At 63.5% G+C, this 16,628-nt stretch carries 10 protein-coding genes; 7 read left to right on the forward strand and 3 right to left on the reverse strand.

Translation table 11 applies throughout. The annotated features are described in order from the left end of the window. Positions 1-270: 270 nt before the first annotated feature. The 3 genes from bcsG to bcsE are packed head-to-tail and all read right to left on the reverse strand — an operon-like array spanning position 271 to position 3,681. Positions 271-1,926: a cellulose biosynthesis protein BcsG gene (gene bcsG / locus ACUXAC_RS22380; protein WP_180547989.1), complete on the reverse strand. Its 1,656-nt coding sequence runs from the start codon at positions 1,924-1,926 to the stop codon at positions 271-273. Then, a complete protein-coding gene (gene bcsF / locus ACUXAC_RS22385; RefSeq protein WP_004934139.1) occupies positions 1,923-2,126 on the reverse strand; it encodes a cellulose biosynthesis protein BcsF in 204 nt (67 codons plus the stop codon). Before bcsF ends, bcsG begins: the two co-directional genes overlap by 4 nt. Beyond that, on the reverse strand, positions 2,113-3,681 hold the full coding sequence (gene bcsE / locus ACUXAC_RS22390; RefSeq protein WP_387443996.1) for a cellulose biosynthesis protein BcsE: 1,569 nt from the start codon (positions 3,679-3,681) through the stop codon (positions 2,113-2,115). Before bcsE ends, bcsF begins: the two co-directional genes overlap by 14 nt. A gap of 189 nt (positions 3,682-3,870) precedes the next feature. Between bcsE and bcsR the strand changes: the two genes are divergently transcribed. From bcsR to hmsP, 7 genes are all read left to right on the forward strand, one after another. Further along, the gene (gene bcsR / locus ACUXAC_RS22395) at positions 3,871-4,062 is read left to right on the forward strand and encodes a cellulose biosynthesis protein BcsR (RefSeq protein ID WP_033649881.1); all 192 of its coding nucleotides are present in this window, start codon (positions 3,871-3,873) and stop codon (positions 4,060-4,062) included. A 3-nt stretch (positions 4,063-4,065) separates the two neighbouring features. Then, on the forward strand, positions 4,066-4,806 hold the full coding sequence (gene bcsQ, locus ACUXAC_RS22400; protein ID WP_060424245.1) for a cellulose biosynthesis protein BcsQ: 741 nt from the start codon (positions 4,066-4,068) through the stop codon (positions 4,804-4,806). Beyond that, complete coding sequence (bcsA, locus tag ACUXAC_RS22405) at positions 4,803-7,406, forward strand: UDP-forming cellulose synthase catalytic subunit (RefSeq protein WP_454266883.1); 2,604 nt, start codon at positions 4,803-4,805, stop codon at positions 7,404-7,406. Before bcsQ ends, bcsA begins: the two co-directional genes overlap by 4 nt. Positions 7,407-7,468: 62 nt before the next feature. Continuing rightward, positions 7,469-9,775, forward strand: coding sequence for a cellulose biosynthesis cyclic di-GMP-binding regulatory protein BcsB (gene bcsB, locus ACUXAC_RS22410; protein ID WP_159318820.1), 2,307 nt, complete (start codon positions 7,469-7,471; stop codon positions 9,773-9,775). Positions 9,776-9,780: 5 nt separating this feature from the next. Further along, complete coding sequence (gene bcsZ, locus ACUXAC_RS22415) at positions 9,781-10,893, forward strand: cellulose synthase complex periplasmic endoglucanase BcsZ (protein ID WP_080432962.1); 1,113 nt, start codon at positions 9,781-9,783, stop codon at positions 10,891-10,893. Beyond that, positions 10,875-14,348 (forward strand): cellulose synthase complex outer membrane protein BcsC, encoded by a 3,474-nt coding sequence (gene bcsC / locus ACUXAC_RS22420; RefSeq protein WP_225529358.1) that lies wholly within the window; start codon positions 10,875-10,877, stop codon positions 14,346-14,348. Before bcsZ ends, bcsC begins: the two co-directional genes overlap by 19 nt. 228 nt (positions 14,349-14,576) lie before the next feature. Further along, the gene (gene hmsP / locus ACUXAC_RS22425) at positions 14,577-16,583 is read left to right on the forward strand and encodes a biofilm formation regulator HmsP (RefSeq protein WP_038874045.1); all 2,007 of its coding nucleotides are present in this window, start codon (positions 14,577-14,579) and stop codon (positions 16,581-16,583) included. The last annotated feature ends 45 nt before the right edge of the window (positions 16,584-16,628 follow it).

Here is a 16,628-nt window from a genome sequence, read left to right on the forward strand (position 1 = left end):
GCCGGCACTGCGCCGGCGTTTTTTATTATTCAATCAATGTGTTAGTCAGTAAACGATCGCGACAACCCGTTTTTTAAATTCTGCCCTTAACGCTATTCTGACAAATCGTTATTTTTTTAAGAATCTTCGTATGGAAATAATAATCGAATAATAGAATTCAAAGGTTTGTTGTTAATAACATTCTGTCGGTCGAGCGGTTTCACTATTTTTATTATAAAAAACCAATAAAAAAGCACGCCGGCGGCGTGCTTTGGGGGGATGAGGCCGCGCTTATTGCGGGTAAGGCACCCAGTCACCGCCGTTCAGGCGAATGTAGGGCTTGCCCTGATACTGCATCACAATGGCGTTGTCGTTTTCGGAGATGACTGGGGTCTGCGGCAGCCCCTGGGTCAGCGCCTGCCAGTCGACGCTGGACTCGCTGAAGACCTTGCCGTCCACCAGGCGCGACACCAGTTCAGACAGCGCCAGATAGCTGCTCGGCGTTTTGATCTGCAGCGGGCTGCCCTGATGCGGCGCCTTCATCCCAATCAGTTTGATGCCGACCGGCGTATGGGTGATGTTCGGGCTGGGAATATCGCGCAGGCCGGACATCTGCATTTTGTCGCCCACCAACGCCGCGCCGTGCTCCGGCACGATCACCACCACCACTTTGCGGCCGGATTTCTCCAACTGGTCGAGGAAGGTGTTCAGCTGATCGAACAGCTTCTGCGCGCGCGGTTGATAGTCGGCGCTCTTGCTGGAGCCGACGAAGCGGTTGCCGTCGTGCAGCGGAATGATGTTGAAGAAGGTGGCGGTGCGGCCGTCACCGCCTTTTTGCTGCTGATCCAGCCAGCGGGTCAGCAATTCGAGATCGTTATAAATCGGCTCGCCGTCGAACGAGGTCAGCTCGTTGCCGATGCCGGCCTGCGACATCAGCGGTGCCTGCATGTCGCCCTGTTCACGCAGTTCTTTCAGGAAGTTGCCGAATACCCCGGAGTGATCGAGCATCAGCTGTTCCTTGAAGCCGAGCTTCGCCAGGTTGTCGAACAGGTAACACTGCTGGTTCACCGGTTGATACAGGTCGTGATGCGAAAGCTGGCCGCAGCTGGCGCGCAGCAGGCGTATGGCCGCCGGGCCGCTGTAGGCGGTGGCCGAGTTGAAGCTGTCGAACATGATGTCCATCTTCGACCACAGCGGGTGATTCTGCAGGTTGACCGCCTCCATATCGGCCCAGGCCAGCGAACAGATGTTGATCACCAGCAGATCGAACGGCTGGGCGTCGGCGGGCAAGGTGGCCGGGAACGCGGTGGCGCGGCCTTTTTCCCGCTCGTAGAACTGATTCAGGTAGGCCGTCAGGTTGGCGCTGGTCGGCGGCAGGCTGTCTGCCGGCGCAGCGTCCCCCGCCGCCGGCGCCGACGTGGCCGGCGTATTGGCGCCGCCGGCCGAGGCCGTGGAAGTGGCGGGCAGCAGTGAGACCGCCGGCCCGGCGATGTTGACGATATTGAGCCACACCAGCGCCGCCACGGTGAACACCGTGACGCGCACCCACTGCGCGACGAACAGGTAGGCAATAAGCAGCACGAAGGCCGCGCCGACCATCTGCCAGTTGATAAAGCGGTTGATCAGCTCCAGCAGATACTGGGCGCTGAAGCCGGCCAGCTGCGAGCCCTGGCTGAGAATGCTGTTGATGCCCGGCAGCCAGGTGTCGTGGTAGAACAGCGCAATGCCGATCGGGATAGCGAGGTAATGGCGCCAGCGGTGCAGGCGCGGCGATGGGATCGGCATCAGCAGAAATGCCATGAACACCAGGTTCGGCAGCGCGTGGAAATTCAGGTAGCCGAACCACAGCAGGGCGAATTTGGCCAGAAAGTAGAGGTTCCAGCCGCCCAGCCCGCGCCAGTAGCGCCACAGAGCGTTATCGGATTGCGTCTTCGAGTTTGGATTCATGGCTGCTTCTTACGTTTAATCTGAGATGAGGAGCCTGTGCGCACCCACAAACCGGCGGATTTCAAATAGCGCGGCGATAACAACAGGTTTTGCCAGTATTGACGCAAATGCGGAAAACGCCGGTGAAAGGCGTAGCCCAGCGGAATGAAGATCAGCGCGCACAGCAGGATCAGTTGCACGATGTCGTTAAGGTTCAGCATGCGGTTCCTCCTGCGGGCCGAGCGGCAGCGTGAAGGCGACCGGCTGGCGCCGTTCTGTGGGCACCTCGGCCGCTTTCACGCTGGGGCGCGGCGCGGCGCCGGCGGTGCCGGTGGCCGAAATCTGCCAGCGCCCCTGGGCCATGCGTTTGATTTCCGAAATGATATCGACGTCCTGGTGCCACACTACCCGGTTACTGAAGGCTTCATCCACCGGCAGGCGGAAGATGAACTTCAGCGCGGTATCCAAATCGTTGATGCGGCAGGTGGAGAGGAACAGCACCAGCCGCCCCTGCACGACGGTCATCACGTCGCCGAAGCGCCGCAGGTGGCACAGGGTCATCGCCTGTTCGGCGCGCAGGCCGGTGGCCGGTCGCAATGCCACCATCACCCCTTTGCCGTCCTCGGGCAGCAGCGTGTTGCCCATCAGCGACAGCACCGCCTGGCTGAACGGTTCCGGCCGCATATAGCCTTTGAGCTGCAGCGGGCGCAAGCCGGCCAGCAGCGCATCGATGTCGGCGGGGACATGGCGCGAGAAGCGCTGCCCCTGAATGCCTTCGAGCATGGTCAGAAAACGCGACAGCGGCGCGACGTGCGGCACGATCAGGTTGGCGCCGCAGGCCAGCAGCAGCCGTTCGTCGCTGTAGCGCAGGCTGGCGCTCATCTCGCGCACCGCGATTTTCAGGCCGTTGCCGCGGCTGCGGCGCAGGGTGTGGATTTGGTGCGCCAGGTGATCGATTTGGTCGCTTTGGTACAGCGCGAAAATCAACGTCGCCGAGAGTCTCAGCATGCCGTGCTGCGCCAGTTCGTCATTGCTCCCCAGCAACTGCCAGTTGGCGGACAGCGGCGGCGCGCCTTCCAGGATGCTGCGCTCGGCCAGATACAGGCCTTCGTCGCTGCGCAAGGCGGTGGGGGAGGGTTGGCTATTTTCATCCTCACCCTGCCAGCCGCCTTCCGCGGCGTACAGCGTCAGCAGCTGATTGGCATTGATGCCGTTTTCGGTGCTCCACCAGTTAACCAGATACTGCGCGCTGTCCTGCTGCCATTGCAGGCTGGACAGGCCGTTCAGGATGCGATGCTGCGCGCTGAGCTGCCCCTTGAGCTTATTGATGCCGCCGCCGTGGCTGAGGATCAACAGCGTACACCCCTGCCGCCGCAGCCAGGCGGCGAGGGTACGGGTCCACTCGCGCAGCTCTTCGGTGGTGAAGGTTTGCCACAGGCTGGCGTGGGCCAGCAGGATAAGTAAGCGATTTTGCGGCCGCAGGGCGCGCATCAGATCGTCGCTCAGCTGCGTCAGCGCGGCTTTTTTCTCCGGTAATTGATACAGCGGCAGCTTCTGCAAAGCAGGCGAAGCCAGCTCGGCCAGCAAGCTTTCGGGTTTATCGCCGCTGCAGATCAGGGCGACTTTGTGGGTGGCCGGCTGGGCGGCGATGACCTGGCGACACAGCAACGCGGCGTCGCTTTGCCTGTCGATATTGATCCAATAAAGCCCGGGGGCCTGCATCACCGACAGCTCTTCCCAAATCTGCCGAATGCCTAGAGAAAAAGAGTGCGCCATAGGATGTGTTCTACTTTCGTTGAAAGCCGACTAAAGGCGTTTATATTTAAAGATAGCCATTTTTACTCTGGCAATAACAAATATCCGACGCTATTCAACAATATTTGTTGAGAATCATCTTATTGCCTGTCTCTTTTTGTATCGTTGCTATAGTTAATTAACATAGCCTATTTTCGCCAAGGCGGAAGAATGAATAACGCACCCACCCATTTTCGTGCAGCGGCACCTGGGGAGAGCCAGGATGACCTGCAGGCGCTCAGCCAGGCTTTTTCATTGCCGAAATTAAGCTATGTCGATATTTCGCGGCAGGAGCGGTTAACGCAAATGATGACGCGCTGGCCGTTGTTGGCCGAATTGGCGCAGACCACGGGGAGCCACTGATCTATGCCGGTGATCGCGCTGCAAGGGTTGCGGGGTGGAATGGGGACGACGTCGGTCACGGCGGCGCTCGCCTGGGCGTTGCAGCAGCTGGGTGAGTCGGTGTTGGCGATCGATTTCACGCCGGACAATCTGCTGCGCCTGCATTTCAACACGCCGTTCGAGCTGGCGCGTGGCTGGGCCCGCGCGGAGCGGGACGGCGGGCGCTGGCAGGAAGGGGCGCTGCGTTACTGTGAAAACCTCAACTTTCTGCCCTTTGGCCGCCTGAATGCAGCGGAACGGCTGGAAGTGCAGCGCCAGTGTCAGCAACAGCCGGAACGCTGGCGCGACAATGTGCGCCAGCTGATCGCCGGCGATCCGCTGCGCTGGATCCTGCTGGATGTTCCGGTCGGGGACGGCGTGCTGGCGCAGCAGGCGCTGCAGCTTGCCGACAGCGTGTTCGTGCTGTTGAACCCCGACGCCAACTGCCAGGTACGGCTCCATCAGCAGACGCTGCCGAACGACTGCCGTTTCCTGGTCAATCACTACTCCTCCGCCAGCCAGCTGCAGCAGGATCTGCATCAGCTGTGGCTGCAAACGCTGAGCGGCCTGTTGCCGGTGGTGATCCATCGCGACGAAGCGTTGGCGGAAGCGCTGGCGGTCAAGCAGCCGTTGGGCGAGTACCGCCCCGAGAGTCTGGCGGCGGATGAAGTGCTGACGCTGGCCAACTGGTGCCTGATCAACCTCAAGCGGGGCGTTGCGCCATGAGCCGGGTGCTGAGCCTGCTGCTGGTGCCGCCGGTGCGTCAGGCGGTGCAGACGCGCTACCGCGGCTATCGGCGCAACGGCGCGTCGGCGCTAACCGCCTTTTTCGCCACGCTGCTGGTGGCGTTGGGCTGGCTGCTGCTGCGCTTCGAATCGCCGGCCTGGCAGCGCGTGCGCGCCGGCCGCGCTTATTGGTTCCCGCATCTCTCCGCCGACCGCCCGCGCCCGGCGGATGCGCTGCGTTATCTGCTGCAGGGGCTGTGGCTGCTGCTGTTTAGCAGCGGCCGCGCGCCGGTGCAGCGCGACTATTTCGCCGGTTGGCGCCGCCTGCAGCAGCGCTATGCCGACTGGCTGCAGGGCCTGCCGCAACGGCTGAAGAACGCCGGCGTGGAGCAGCGTTCGGTGGAGCGCCTCGGCCGCATGAGCCGCGGCATGCGGCGCGCGCTGTTTATTCTGGTCAGCGTGCTGGCGGCGATCCTCGCCATGCTGTGCATCTCGCAACCGTTCGATCTGCCGGCGCAGTTCGTGTTCGTCCTGCTGCTGTGGGGGATCGCGATGGTGGTGCGCCGGGTGCCGGGGCGCCTGCCGGGGTTGATGCTGATCGTGCTGTCGCTGACCGTATCCTGTCGCTACCTGTGGTGGCGCTATACCGCCACGCTGAACTGGGACGATCCGCTCAGCCTGGTGTGCGGCCTGTTGCTGCTGGTGGCGGAAACCTACGCCTGGGTGGTGCTGGTGCTGGGCTATTTCCAGACCGTCTGGCCGCTTAACCGGCAGCCGGTGCCGTTGCCCGCCGATAGCGCCACCTGGCCGACTATCGATCTGATGGTGCCGACTTACAACGAAGATCTCGGGGTGGTGAAGCCCACCATCTACGCGGCGCTGGGCATCGACTGGCCGAAAGAGAAGGTGAACATCTATATTCTCGATGACGGCAACCGTCCCGAATTCCGGGCGTTCGCTGACGAAGTGGGGGTGAAATACATCGCCAGGCCGACCCACGAACACGCCAAGGCCGGCAACATCAACAATGCGCTGAAGCAGGCCACCGGCGAGTTCGTGGCGATTTTCGACTGCGACCACGTGCCGACGCGCTCCTTCCTGCAGCTGACCATGGGCTGGTTCTTCAAAGACAAAAAGCTGGCGATGCTGCAAACCCCGCACCACTTCTTCTCGCCGGATCCGTTCGAGCGCAACCTCGGCCGCTTCCGCCAGACGCCCAACGAGGGCACCTTGTTCTACGGGCTGGTGCAGGACGGCAACGACATGTGGGACGCCACCTTCTTCTGCGGCTCTTGCGCCATCCTGCGCCGCAGCGCGCTGGACGAGATCGGCGGCATTGCGGTGGAAACCGTCACCGAAGACGCCCACACCTCGCTGCGCTTGCACCGGCGCGGGCACACCTCGGCCTACATCCGCATTCCGCAGGCCGCCGGGCTGGCGACCGAGAGCCTGTCGGCGCACATCGGCCAGCGCATTCGCTGGGCGCGCGGCATGGTGCAGATCTTCCGGCTGGACAACCCGCTGTTGGGCAAGGGGCTGAAACTGGCGCAGCGCCTGTGCTACGCCAACGCCATGCTGCACTTCCTGTCGGGCATTCCGCGGCTGATCTTCCTCACCGCGCCGCTGGCGTTTTTGCTGCTGCATGCCTACATCATCTTCGCACCGGCGCTGGCGATCGCGCTTTATGTGCTGCCGCACATGATCCACGCCAGCCTGACCAACTCACGTATCCAGGGGAAATACCGCCATTCGTTCTGGAGCGAAATCTATGAAACGGTGCTGGCCTGGTATATCGCGCGGCCGACGACGGTGGCGCTGTTCAATCCGCACAAGGGCAAATTCAACGTCACCGCCAAGGGCGGGCTGGTGGAGGAGGAGCACGTCGACTGGGTGATCACCCGGCCTTACATGTTCCTGGTGATCCTGAACCTGGCCGGGCTGGCGTTCGGCGTCTGGCGGTTGGCCTATGGCCCGACGGACGAGGTGATGACGGTGATCATCAGCCTGGTATGGGTGCTGTACAACATGACGATTCTCGGCGGCGCGGTGGCGGTGGCGGTGGAGGCCAAGCAGGTGCGTCAGGCGCACCGCGTGGAAATCGCCATGCCGGCGGCGATCGCGCGTGCCGACGGCCATCTGTATCCCTGCACGCTGCGCGATTACTCCGACGGCGGCGTGGGCATCGAGATGCGGGTGGAAAACGCGTTGAAAGACGGCGACAAAGCCTCGCTGCTGCTCAAGCGCGGCCAGCAGGAGTACAGCTTCCCCTGCGTGGTGACGCGCGCCTTCGGCAACAAGGTGGGGGTGCGCCTGGTCGACCTCTCCACCCGTGAACACATCGATTTCATTCAGTGCACCTTCGCCCGCGCCGATACCTGGGCGCTGTGGCAGGACGGGTTCCCTGAAGACCGGCCGATCGAAAGCCTGCGCGACGTGCTGGCGCTGGGCTTCCGGGGGTATGTGCGCATGGCGGACTACGCGCCGCCGCTGGTGCGCGGTCTGCTGGTCGGGGTCACTTCGCTGACCGCCTGGGTAGTGTCGTTTATTCCGCGCGGCGTCGGCAGGGATCCGACCTTGGGTCAACAAGAAACAGTGGGTTAGCTGCGAGTTCAACCGCCCGCTCACTCGCCCGGTGAACAGGCTCCAACATTGATGATGATACGATGACGAGAAAAATAACCTGGTTAACTGCTCTGGCCTTAGGCATCAGCACCCTGTCGCAGGCCGAAACCGCCACCGCGCCGACCGTGGCGGCCCAGCCGCCGATCGCCGCGGCGGCCGATACGGCGACCGCGCCACCGCCGGCCGCCGCGCCGCAGGATCCGAATGCGCCGGTGCGCGACGTGTCGCTGCCGTTTGCGCAGATAGCGCCGCCGCCGGGCACTTTTGTTCTGCGCGGCACCCGGCCGGACGGGCAGATCGAATTCGGCGTGCGCAGCGATGAGGTGGTCTCGCAGGCGATGCTCGATATGGAGTTTACGCCGTCGCCGGCGCTGATCCCGGTGGAGTCGCACGTCAAGGTTTACCTGAACGACGAGCTGATGGGGGTGACCACGATCGCCAAGGAGCAGCTGGGTAAGCCCAATCGCATCCAGATGGCGATCGATCCGCGCTATATCACCGATTTTAACCGCGTCCGGCTGGTGTTCGTCGGCCATTATCAGAACATCTGCGAAAACCCGGCCAGCACCTCGCTGTGGCTTGACGTCAGTAAATCGAGCGCGTTGAAGCTGCGTTTCCAGACGCTGCCGGTGAAAAACGAGCTGTCGCACTTCCCTGAGCCGTTCTTCGACAGCCGCGATAATCGGCCGCTGACGCTGCCGATGGTGTTCGCCGGCCAGCCGGATCTCGCCCAGCAGCGCGCGGCGGGCATTCTGGCTTCCTGGTTCGGCAGCAAGGCGCAGTGGCGCGGGCAATCCTTCCCGACGCTGTACAACGCGCTGCCGACGCAGCACGCGGTGGTGTTCGCCACCAACCAGCAGCGCCCGGATTTCCTGCGCGATTATCCGGCGGTCAACGGCCCGACGGTGGAGATGATCAGCCACCCGGACAATCCGTACGTCAAACTGCTGCTGATTCAGGGGCGTGACGACAACGATTTGATCACCGCGGTGAAAGGCATCGCGCAGGGCAACATTCTGTTCCGCGGCCAGAACGTGACGGTGGACAAGGTAGAACAGCTCGCGCCGCGCCAGCCTTACGACGCGCCGAACTGGGTGCGCACCGATCGGCCGATGACCTTCGCCGAGCTGCAGCAATACGCCGAGCAGCTGCAAACCAGCGGCATCGAACCCGGCCCGATCTCGCTGACCATGAACCTGCCGCCGGATCTGTTCCTGATCCGCAGCACCGGCATCGACATGCACCTGAAATACCGTTATACCGCGCCGCGCATTCAGGACGGTTCGCGGCTGAGCGTCAGCCTGAACAACCAGTTCGTGCAGGCTTACTCGCTGGTGCCGGAACACGAACAGGGCGCACAGCTGCTGCGCTTGCCGTTGACGCAGGGGCTGCTCGACTCCGACAAGAACGTCAGTATTCCGGCGCTGCGGCTCGGGGCCACCAACCAGCTGCGCTTTGACTTCGATTACACCACGCTGCTGGCCAGCGGCGCGGAAGGGCGCTGCGAAACCTACTCCTTCACGCAAAACCACGCGGTGATCGACGGTGCGTCCACCATCGATTTCTCCGGCTACCGCCACTTTATGGCGATGCCGGACCTGCGCGCCTTCGCCAACGCCGGCTTCCCGTTCAGCCGTTTGGCGGATCTGTCGCAAACGCTGGTGTTGGTGAACCAGAAACCGCAGCCGGCGCAGGTCAGCGCGCTGCTGAACGCGCTGGGGGTGATCGGCGCGCAAACCGGCTATCCGGCGCTGGCCTTCACGCTCAGCGACGACTGGTCGCAGGCCAAGGATCGCGACGACGATATCCTGATGGTCGGCACCATCCCGCCGGAACTGCGCGACGACAAGAAAATCAGCCTGCTGGTGGACGCGACCCAAAGCTGGGTGAAACAGCCGACGCGGCAGCCGCCGCTGCCCAGCGCGGAAGTGCTGGCGGAAGATACCAAACCGGACAGCAAGACCAGCGTCAGCTCCGAGGGGGCGATGTCGGCGATCATCGGCGTGCAGTCGCCGTTCAACGACCAGCGCAGCATCGTGGCGCTGCTGGCGGACAGCCCGCGCGGCTATGAGCTGCTGAACGATGCCCTGCTGGACAGCGGCAAGCGCGCCGCGGTGTTCGGCTCGGTGGCGGTGATCCGCGAATCGGGGGTCAATAGCCTGCGCGTCGGCGATATTTACTATGTCGGCCACCTGCCGTGGTGGGAGCGGTTGTGGTATGCCCTCTCCACCCATCCGGTGCTGCTGGCGGTGATCGCGGTAGTGCTGGTGGTGATCCTGGGGCTGATGCTGTGGCGCGGCCTGAAGGCCTTCAGCCGGCGTCGTCTGGCGCCTGAAGATCGGGATTGACGGCGGTGAGCGCGATGCTGCAACGCCTGTCGCTCGGCATGCTGCTGCTGTGCGCGTTCAGCGCGGCGGCGGCCTGCGAGTGGCCGGGCTGGCAACAGTACAAGCAGTACTACATCAGCCCGCAGGGGCGGGTGATCGATCCGAGCAGCCCGAACAAAATCACCACCTCCGAGGGACAGAGTTACGGCCTGTTCTTCGCCCTGGTGGCCAACGACCGGCCGACCTTCGATCGGCTGCTGGCCTGGACGGAGAACAACCTGGCGGCGGGCGATCTCAGCGCCCGTTTGCCCGCCTGGCTGTGGGGCGAGAGCGACGACAAGCAGTGGAAGGTGCTGGACGCCAACTCGGCGTCGGATGCCGATCTGTGGATAGCTTACAACCTGCTCGAAGCCGGCCGCCTGTGGAAAAGCCGGCGTTATCAAACCCTGGGGACGCTGCTGCTGCAACGCATCGGCCGTGAGGAAGTGGCCGACATTCCCGGCCTGGGCCTGATGCTGTTGCCGGGCAAAGTCGGGTTCGTGGCGGAAGATCGCTGGCGGCTGAACCCCAGCTACCTGCCGCCGCAGCTGCTGGCGCGTTTTGCGGCGCTGAACGGCCCGTGGCGCGCGATGCGCCAGGTCAATCAGCGGCTGTGGCTGGACACCGCGCCGCACGGCTTCTCACCGGACTGGGTGGTGTGGCGGGTCGGTGCCGGCTGGCAGCCGGATACCGTCAAGCCGAACGTCGGCAGCTACGACGCCATTCGGGTTTATCTGTGGGCCGGCATGCTGGCGGACGACGATGAGCACAAGGCGGCGCTGCTCGAACGCTTCCAGCCGATGGCGCAGCTCACCGCCAAACAGGGCGTGCCGCCGGAAAAAACCGATACCGCCAGCGGCAAAACCACCGGCACCGGCCCGATCGGCTTTTCTGCCTCGATGCTGCCGATGTTGGCGACGCAGGCCGAGGCGCTGACGACACAGCGGCAACGCATCAGCGAACATCCGCCGGGTGACGACGCCTATTTCAGCGCCTCGCTGACGCTGTTCGGTCAGGGGTGGGATCAACAACGTTATCGCTTTAATCGTCAGGGTGAATTGCAACCCTCGTGGGACGGCCAATGCACAACTTCAAAATAAACTGGCTGAATTTGATTCCGCTGAGCCTGGCGATGTTGCCACAGGCACGCGCCGCGGAGGCCGTGGCCCCGGAGCAGTGGCTGCTGGAGCAGGTGCGTATTGGCGAGGCCGGCAACAAGGACGATCTGGTGCGCCAGTCGCTGTACCGGCTCGAGCTGATGGATCCGAACAACCCGGACGTGATCGCCGCGCGCATGCGTTTGGCGCTGCGGCAGGGCAACATGGCGCTGGCGCAGCAGCAGTTGGACAAGCTGAAAACCCTCGCGCCGCAGTCCAGCGCCTATCGCCAGGCGCAAATGAACATGCTGCTGACGCAGCCGGAAACCCGGCAAAAGCTGCAGCAGGCCCGCCTGATGGCGACTGCCGGTCGGTTGCCGGAGGCCAAGGCGCAGTACGATGCGCTGTTCCACGGCGAGCCGCCGACGCTCGATCTGGCGGTGGAATATTGGCGACTGGTGGCGCGTTTGCCGGGGCAGGAGGCGAAGGCGTTGAAGCAGCTGCAGGCGCTGGATCAGCAATATTCCGGCAACGTGGCGCTGCGTATGTCGCTGGCGCGCATGCTGTTCAGTCAGAACCAGGACGCGCAGGCCTATGAGCTGCTGCAGAAGATCGCCGCCGATCCGGCCGGGCGCGGCGATGCCGCCGATCTGTGGCTGGACAAGGTCAAAGCGATGCCGGTCAGCGCGCAAAGCGTGGCGGCGCTCAACCGCTTCCTCGGCGTGTTCGACACCGGCGATCAGGCGACCAGCGCCCGCGAAGAGCTGGCCAGACAGCAGAAACTGTTGGCCGATCCGGCGTATCAGGCACGGGTACGCGGCCTGGCACAGGTGGATAAAGGCGGCAGCCGGGCGGCCATTCCGGAGTTGCAAAAGGCGTTGGCGGCGGCGCCGAACGACGCCGAGGTGCTGGGCGCGCTCGGCCAGGCCTATTCGCGCGCCGGCAACCGCCCGCAGGCGCTGAAACTGTTCCGCCAGGCGCTGGCCGCCGACAAGAACGGCTACGACAGCGGCAAGTGGCAAAGCCTGATCAAGAGCACCGGCTACTGGCTGGCGATCGACGAAGGCGACAAGGCGCTGAAGGCCGGCAATCTCGCGCTGGCCAGGCAGAAATACCAGCAGGCGCGCCAGCTCGACGACAGCGACGGCGATGCGTTTATCGGCCTGGGCGATGTGGCGGTGGCGAGCAAGGATGACGCCGCGGCGGAAGGATTTTATCAGCAGGCGCTGCGGCACGACCCCGGCAACGGCAGCGCGCTGCGCGGCCTGGTGAATCTCTATCAACGGCAGTCGCCGGAAAAAGCGCTGGCCTACCTCAACGGCCTGCCGCGCAGCCAACAGGCCAAGCTGCGTAGCACCCTCGACGGGCTGCGGCTCGATATGTTGAAACAGCAGGCGGAGGCGCTGGCGGCGCAGCAGCAGTGGCAGCAGGCGGCGGAAATCTATCGCCGCGCTCAGCCGATGGATCCCGACGATGTCTGGCTGACCTATCGCTACGCGCAGGCGCTGCGTCAGGCCGGGCAGCCGCAGCAGGCGGACGCTCTGTTCCGGCAGCTGGCGCAGCGTCAGCGCGTCAATCCGCAGTTGGCCTATGCCTATGCGCTCTACCTTTCCGGTAGCGATCGCGACGACCAGGCGCTGGCGCAGCTCAATACGCTGCCTGTGGCGCAGTGGAACGACAACATGCGCGAACTGGCGCAGCGGCTGAAAATGCAGGCGGTGATCGCGCAGGCCGAACGGCTGCGGGCGGCCGGCGACGAACCGGCGGCGGAAGCCTATCTGCGCCGGCAGCCGGCGGACACCCGCATCGATTTGCTGCTGGCCGACTGGGCGCTGGCGCGCGGGGAGTATGCGGCGGCGTTGGAGGATTATCAGCGGGTGAAACGGCGAGAACCGAACAACCCGGATGCGCAACTGGGCGAGATCGAAGCCTATGTCGCGCAAGGGGATTTGGACGCGGCGCGCCAGCGGCTGAAAACCGAACCGCAGCCGCAAGACGCTTCGCTCAATAGCCAACGGCGGGTGGCCAACGCCTGGAGTGCGGTCGGCGATCCGCAGCAGGCCGACGCGCTCTTCAACCGGCTGAAAACGGCGGCGGCCTCGGAGCCCGTGGGGCAGACCAAGGCGCTGATCTACCGCGACGCCGCCCGTCTGGAACGGGCGCAGCGGCAGCCGGAGCGGGCGCAGCAGGACTACCGCCAGGCGATGGTGGCCGGCGGCATCACGCCGACGCTGCCGCAGGACAATGACAGCTACACCTATTTGACGCGCAATAACCCGAGCGACGACTGGCTGAAACGCGGCATCCGTTCCGACGCCGCGGATCTGTATCGGCAGCAAGACGTGAACGTCACGCTCGATCACGATTACTGGCGCTCGAGCGGCACCGGCGGCATTTCCGACTTCAACGCGCACGACACCATGCTGCAGGTGGACATGCCGCTGTATGACGGGCGCGCCTTCTTGCGCACCGACACCGTGCAGCTGGACGCCGGCCGCTTCTCGACCGACGGCAGCGGCAAGTACTACGAGACCTTCGGCACCTGCAATACGCAAGGGTGCCGCGGCGATGAACACCAGAAAACCACCGGCACCAGCGTGGCGGCCGGCTGGAAAAACGACCGCTGGGCCGCCGACATCGGCACGACGCCGATGGGCTTTGAGGTGGTCGACTGGACCGGCGGCCTGGCCTACAGCGGCGACTGGAACCACATCGGTTGGACGCTGGCGGCCTCGCGGCGGCCGATCTCCAGCTCGCTGCTGGCGTTCGGCGGTGCCAAAGATCCGAACACCGGCACCACCTGGGGCGGCGTGCGCGCCACCGGCGTCAGCCTGAGCGCGAGCTACGATCGCGGCGAGGCGAACGGCGTGTGGGCCGATCTCAGCGCGCACCAGATTACCGGCAAGAACGTGGCGGACAACCAGCGGCAGCGGTTGATGGCCGGCTACTACTACAAGCTGATCAACGAAGACAATCGCCGTCTGAGCGTCGGGCTCAATACCATGCTGTGGCACTACCAGAAGGATTTGAGCGGCTACTCGCTGGGGCAGGGCGGCTATTACAGCCCGCAGCAATATCTGTCGCTGTCGCTGCCGGTCAACTATCGCCAGCGCACCGAGAACTGGTCGTGGGAGCTGGGCGGCTCGGTTTCGCTGTCCCATTCGAAAACCGACAGCCAGCGCCGCTATCCGCTGCAGGGGCTGATCCCGGATTCACTGCCCGATAAGTTCGCCGTCGAGGACGGCAGCGCCTCGAGCGGCGTCGGTTATACGCTGCGGGCGATCGTCGAACGCCGCCTCAGTTCGCACTGGACGCTCGGCGCCGGCATCGACATTCAGCAGGCGAAGGACTATACGCCGAGCCACGCGTTGATTTATCTGCGTTATTCCCTGGCCGGCTGGCAGGGAGATCTCGATTTGCCGCCGCAACCGCTGACGCCTTACGCCGACTTCAAGTAACCGGGAGGGGAAAGATTCGGAGTGTCGGACACCGGGGAGTTTTGTTACCCTGTGTCCGGGTCGCGTTTGTTCGCTTTAGGAAAAGACTGAAACCCGCGATTTTCTTGGCTTTGCCTGCGGCATAGCCAGATTAAAACAGCCGATGATCGAGTATACTCAGCCCGGTTCGAGGGGGCGGGTGAGAGTCAGCCCCCTTTTTGTTTCAGCCCGATTTCACGGAGAGCAGGTTTGCGGGTCAGGCGTTCGTTAACGATTAAGCAGATGGCGACGGTGTCCGGCGTGGCACTGGTCACGATCTGTATCTTTATCGTGATCCAGTTATTCCACTTTGTGCAGCAGCGCAGGGATGACTACGCCCAGCAACTGGAGAATATCGCTCATTCCGTGCGCCAGCCGTTGGCGGAAGCGGTGCTGCGCATGGACGTGCCGGAAGCCAAAAAGGTGCTGAATACGCTGCTGCCGGTCGGCATTTTGAGCCGGGCGGATATCGTCTTGCCGAACGAGTTTCAGGCGCTGCACGCCAATTTCCCGCCTGAGAGGCCGGTGCCGACGCTGATCGCCCGGCTGTTTGAACTGCCGATCCAAATTTCCGTACCGCTCTATTCGCTGGAGCGGGTGCCGGCTAACCAGCAGCCGCTGGCCTATCTGGTGCTGCAGGCCGACTCGTTCCGCATGTACCAGTTTATCCTCAGTATTTTGTCGACCATGTTGTCGACCTACCTGCTGCTGGCGCTTATCCTGTCGGTGGCCATCACCTGGTGCATGAACCGGCTGATGGTGCATCCGCTGCGCGCGATGGCCAAGGAGCTGGAAAACATCTCGCAGGACGAAGCGCCCTATCACCAGCTGATGCTGCCGGCGCTGCACCAGGACGACGAGCTCGGCCTGTTGGTGCGCAACTACAACCGCAATCAACAGACGCTGGCCAAGGCGCATGCCGACATGAGCCGCCTCAGCACCCGCCATCCGGTGACCGAACTGCCGAATCCGGCGTTGCTGAACGCGTTGCTGGAACAGCATATCGCTTCCAGCCTGCGCCCCGAGCGTTTTAACCTGCTGGTGATCGGCATCGAGACGCTGCATGAGGCCTCGGGCGTGATGAGCCCGGCGATGCGTGAAGCGTTGTTGTTGGCGCTGGCGAAGAAGCTGCGCGGCTGCATCGACGAAAACGGCGTGCTGGCGCAGCTGAGCAATACCGAATTCGCCATCCTGGCCAAGGGCACCGAGCGGCCGTTCCACGCCATGCAGCTGGCGCGGCGCATCATGGCGGAGATCAACGCGCCGTTGACGCTGGAGGGGCTGGCGCTGCGGCCCAACGCCAGCATCGGCATCGCGCACTACCTCAATCAGGGGGAAAGTGCGGAACAGCTGCTGCGCAGCGCCACCTCGGCGATGATGTCCGCGCACCGCGAAGGAAAAAATCAGATCCTGTTCTTCGAACCCAGCCTGACGGAACGCACGCAGAAGCGGTTGACGCAGGAGAGCGAGATCTTGCACGGCATCGAACAGCGGCATTTTACGCTGTTCCTGCAGCCGCAGATCGACATGCAGTCCAACGAGGTGATCGGCGCCGAAGCGCTGCTGCGTTGGCAGCAGTATGACGGCAGCTATACCCTGCCGGCCGACGTTATCCCGCTCGCGGAAGAGCTGGGCGTGATCGTGCCCCTCGGCAACTGGGTGCTGGAAGAGTCCTGCCGTATCCTGGCGGACTGGCAGCAACGCGGCATTGAGCTGCCGCTGGCGGTCAACGTTTCCGGTATTCAGATGCAGGATGAGGCGTTCGTTCCGCATCTGAAAAACCTGCTGGCGCAGTATCGGATCGATCCGCGCAAGCTGCTGCTGGAGATCACCGAGACGGTACGCATCGACGATCTCGACCGTGCGCTGGCGCTGCTGCGTGAACTGCACGACCTGGGATTGTCGATCGCGCTGGACGACTTCGGGATGGGCTACTCCAGCCTGGAGTACCTGAACCGCTTGAAATCCCTGCCGATTGACCTGATTAAAATCGACCGCAGTTTCATTCAGGGGCTGCCGGCCGACGATGCGATGGTGCGCATCGTCAGCTCGATCTCTGAAGTGCTGGCGTTGCCGGTGATGGCCGAAGGCGTGGAAAACGCCGAGCAGCGCGACTGGCTGCTGAAGCACGGCATTCGCAGCGGGCAAGGATTCCTGTTTGCCCGGCCGCTGCCGCGCGAAGCGTTCGAAGCCGAGTTTTGCCGCGCGGCGCCGTGAGCGTCGCGTTACCTTTCCGGTACTTTTCCCCGTCCGAAAATCGCC

The sequence above is a fragment of the Serratia sp. 121840015-1 genome, assembly GCF_053627655.1.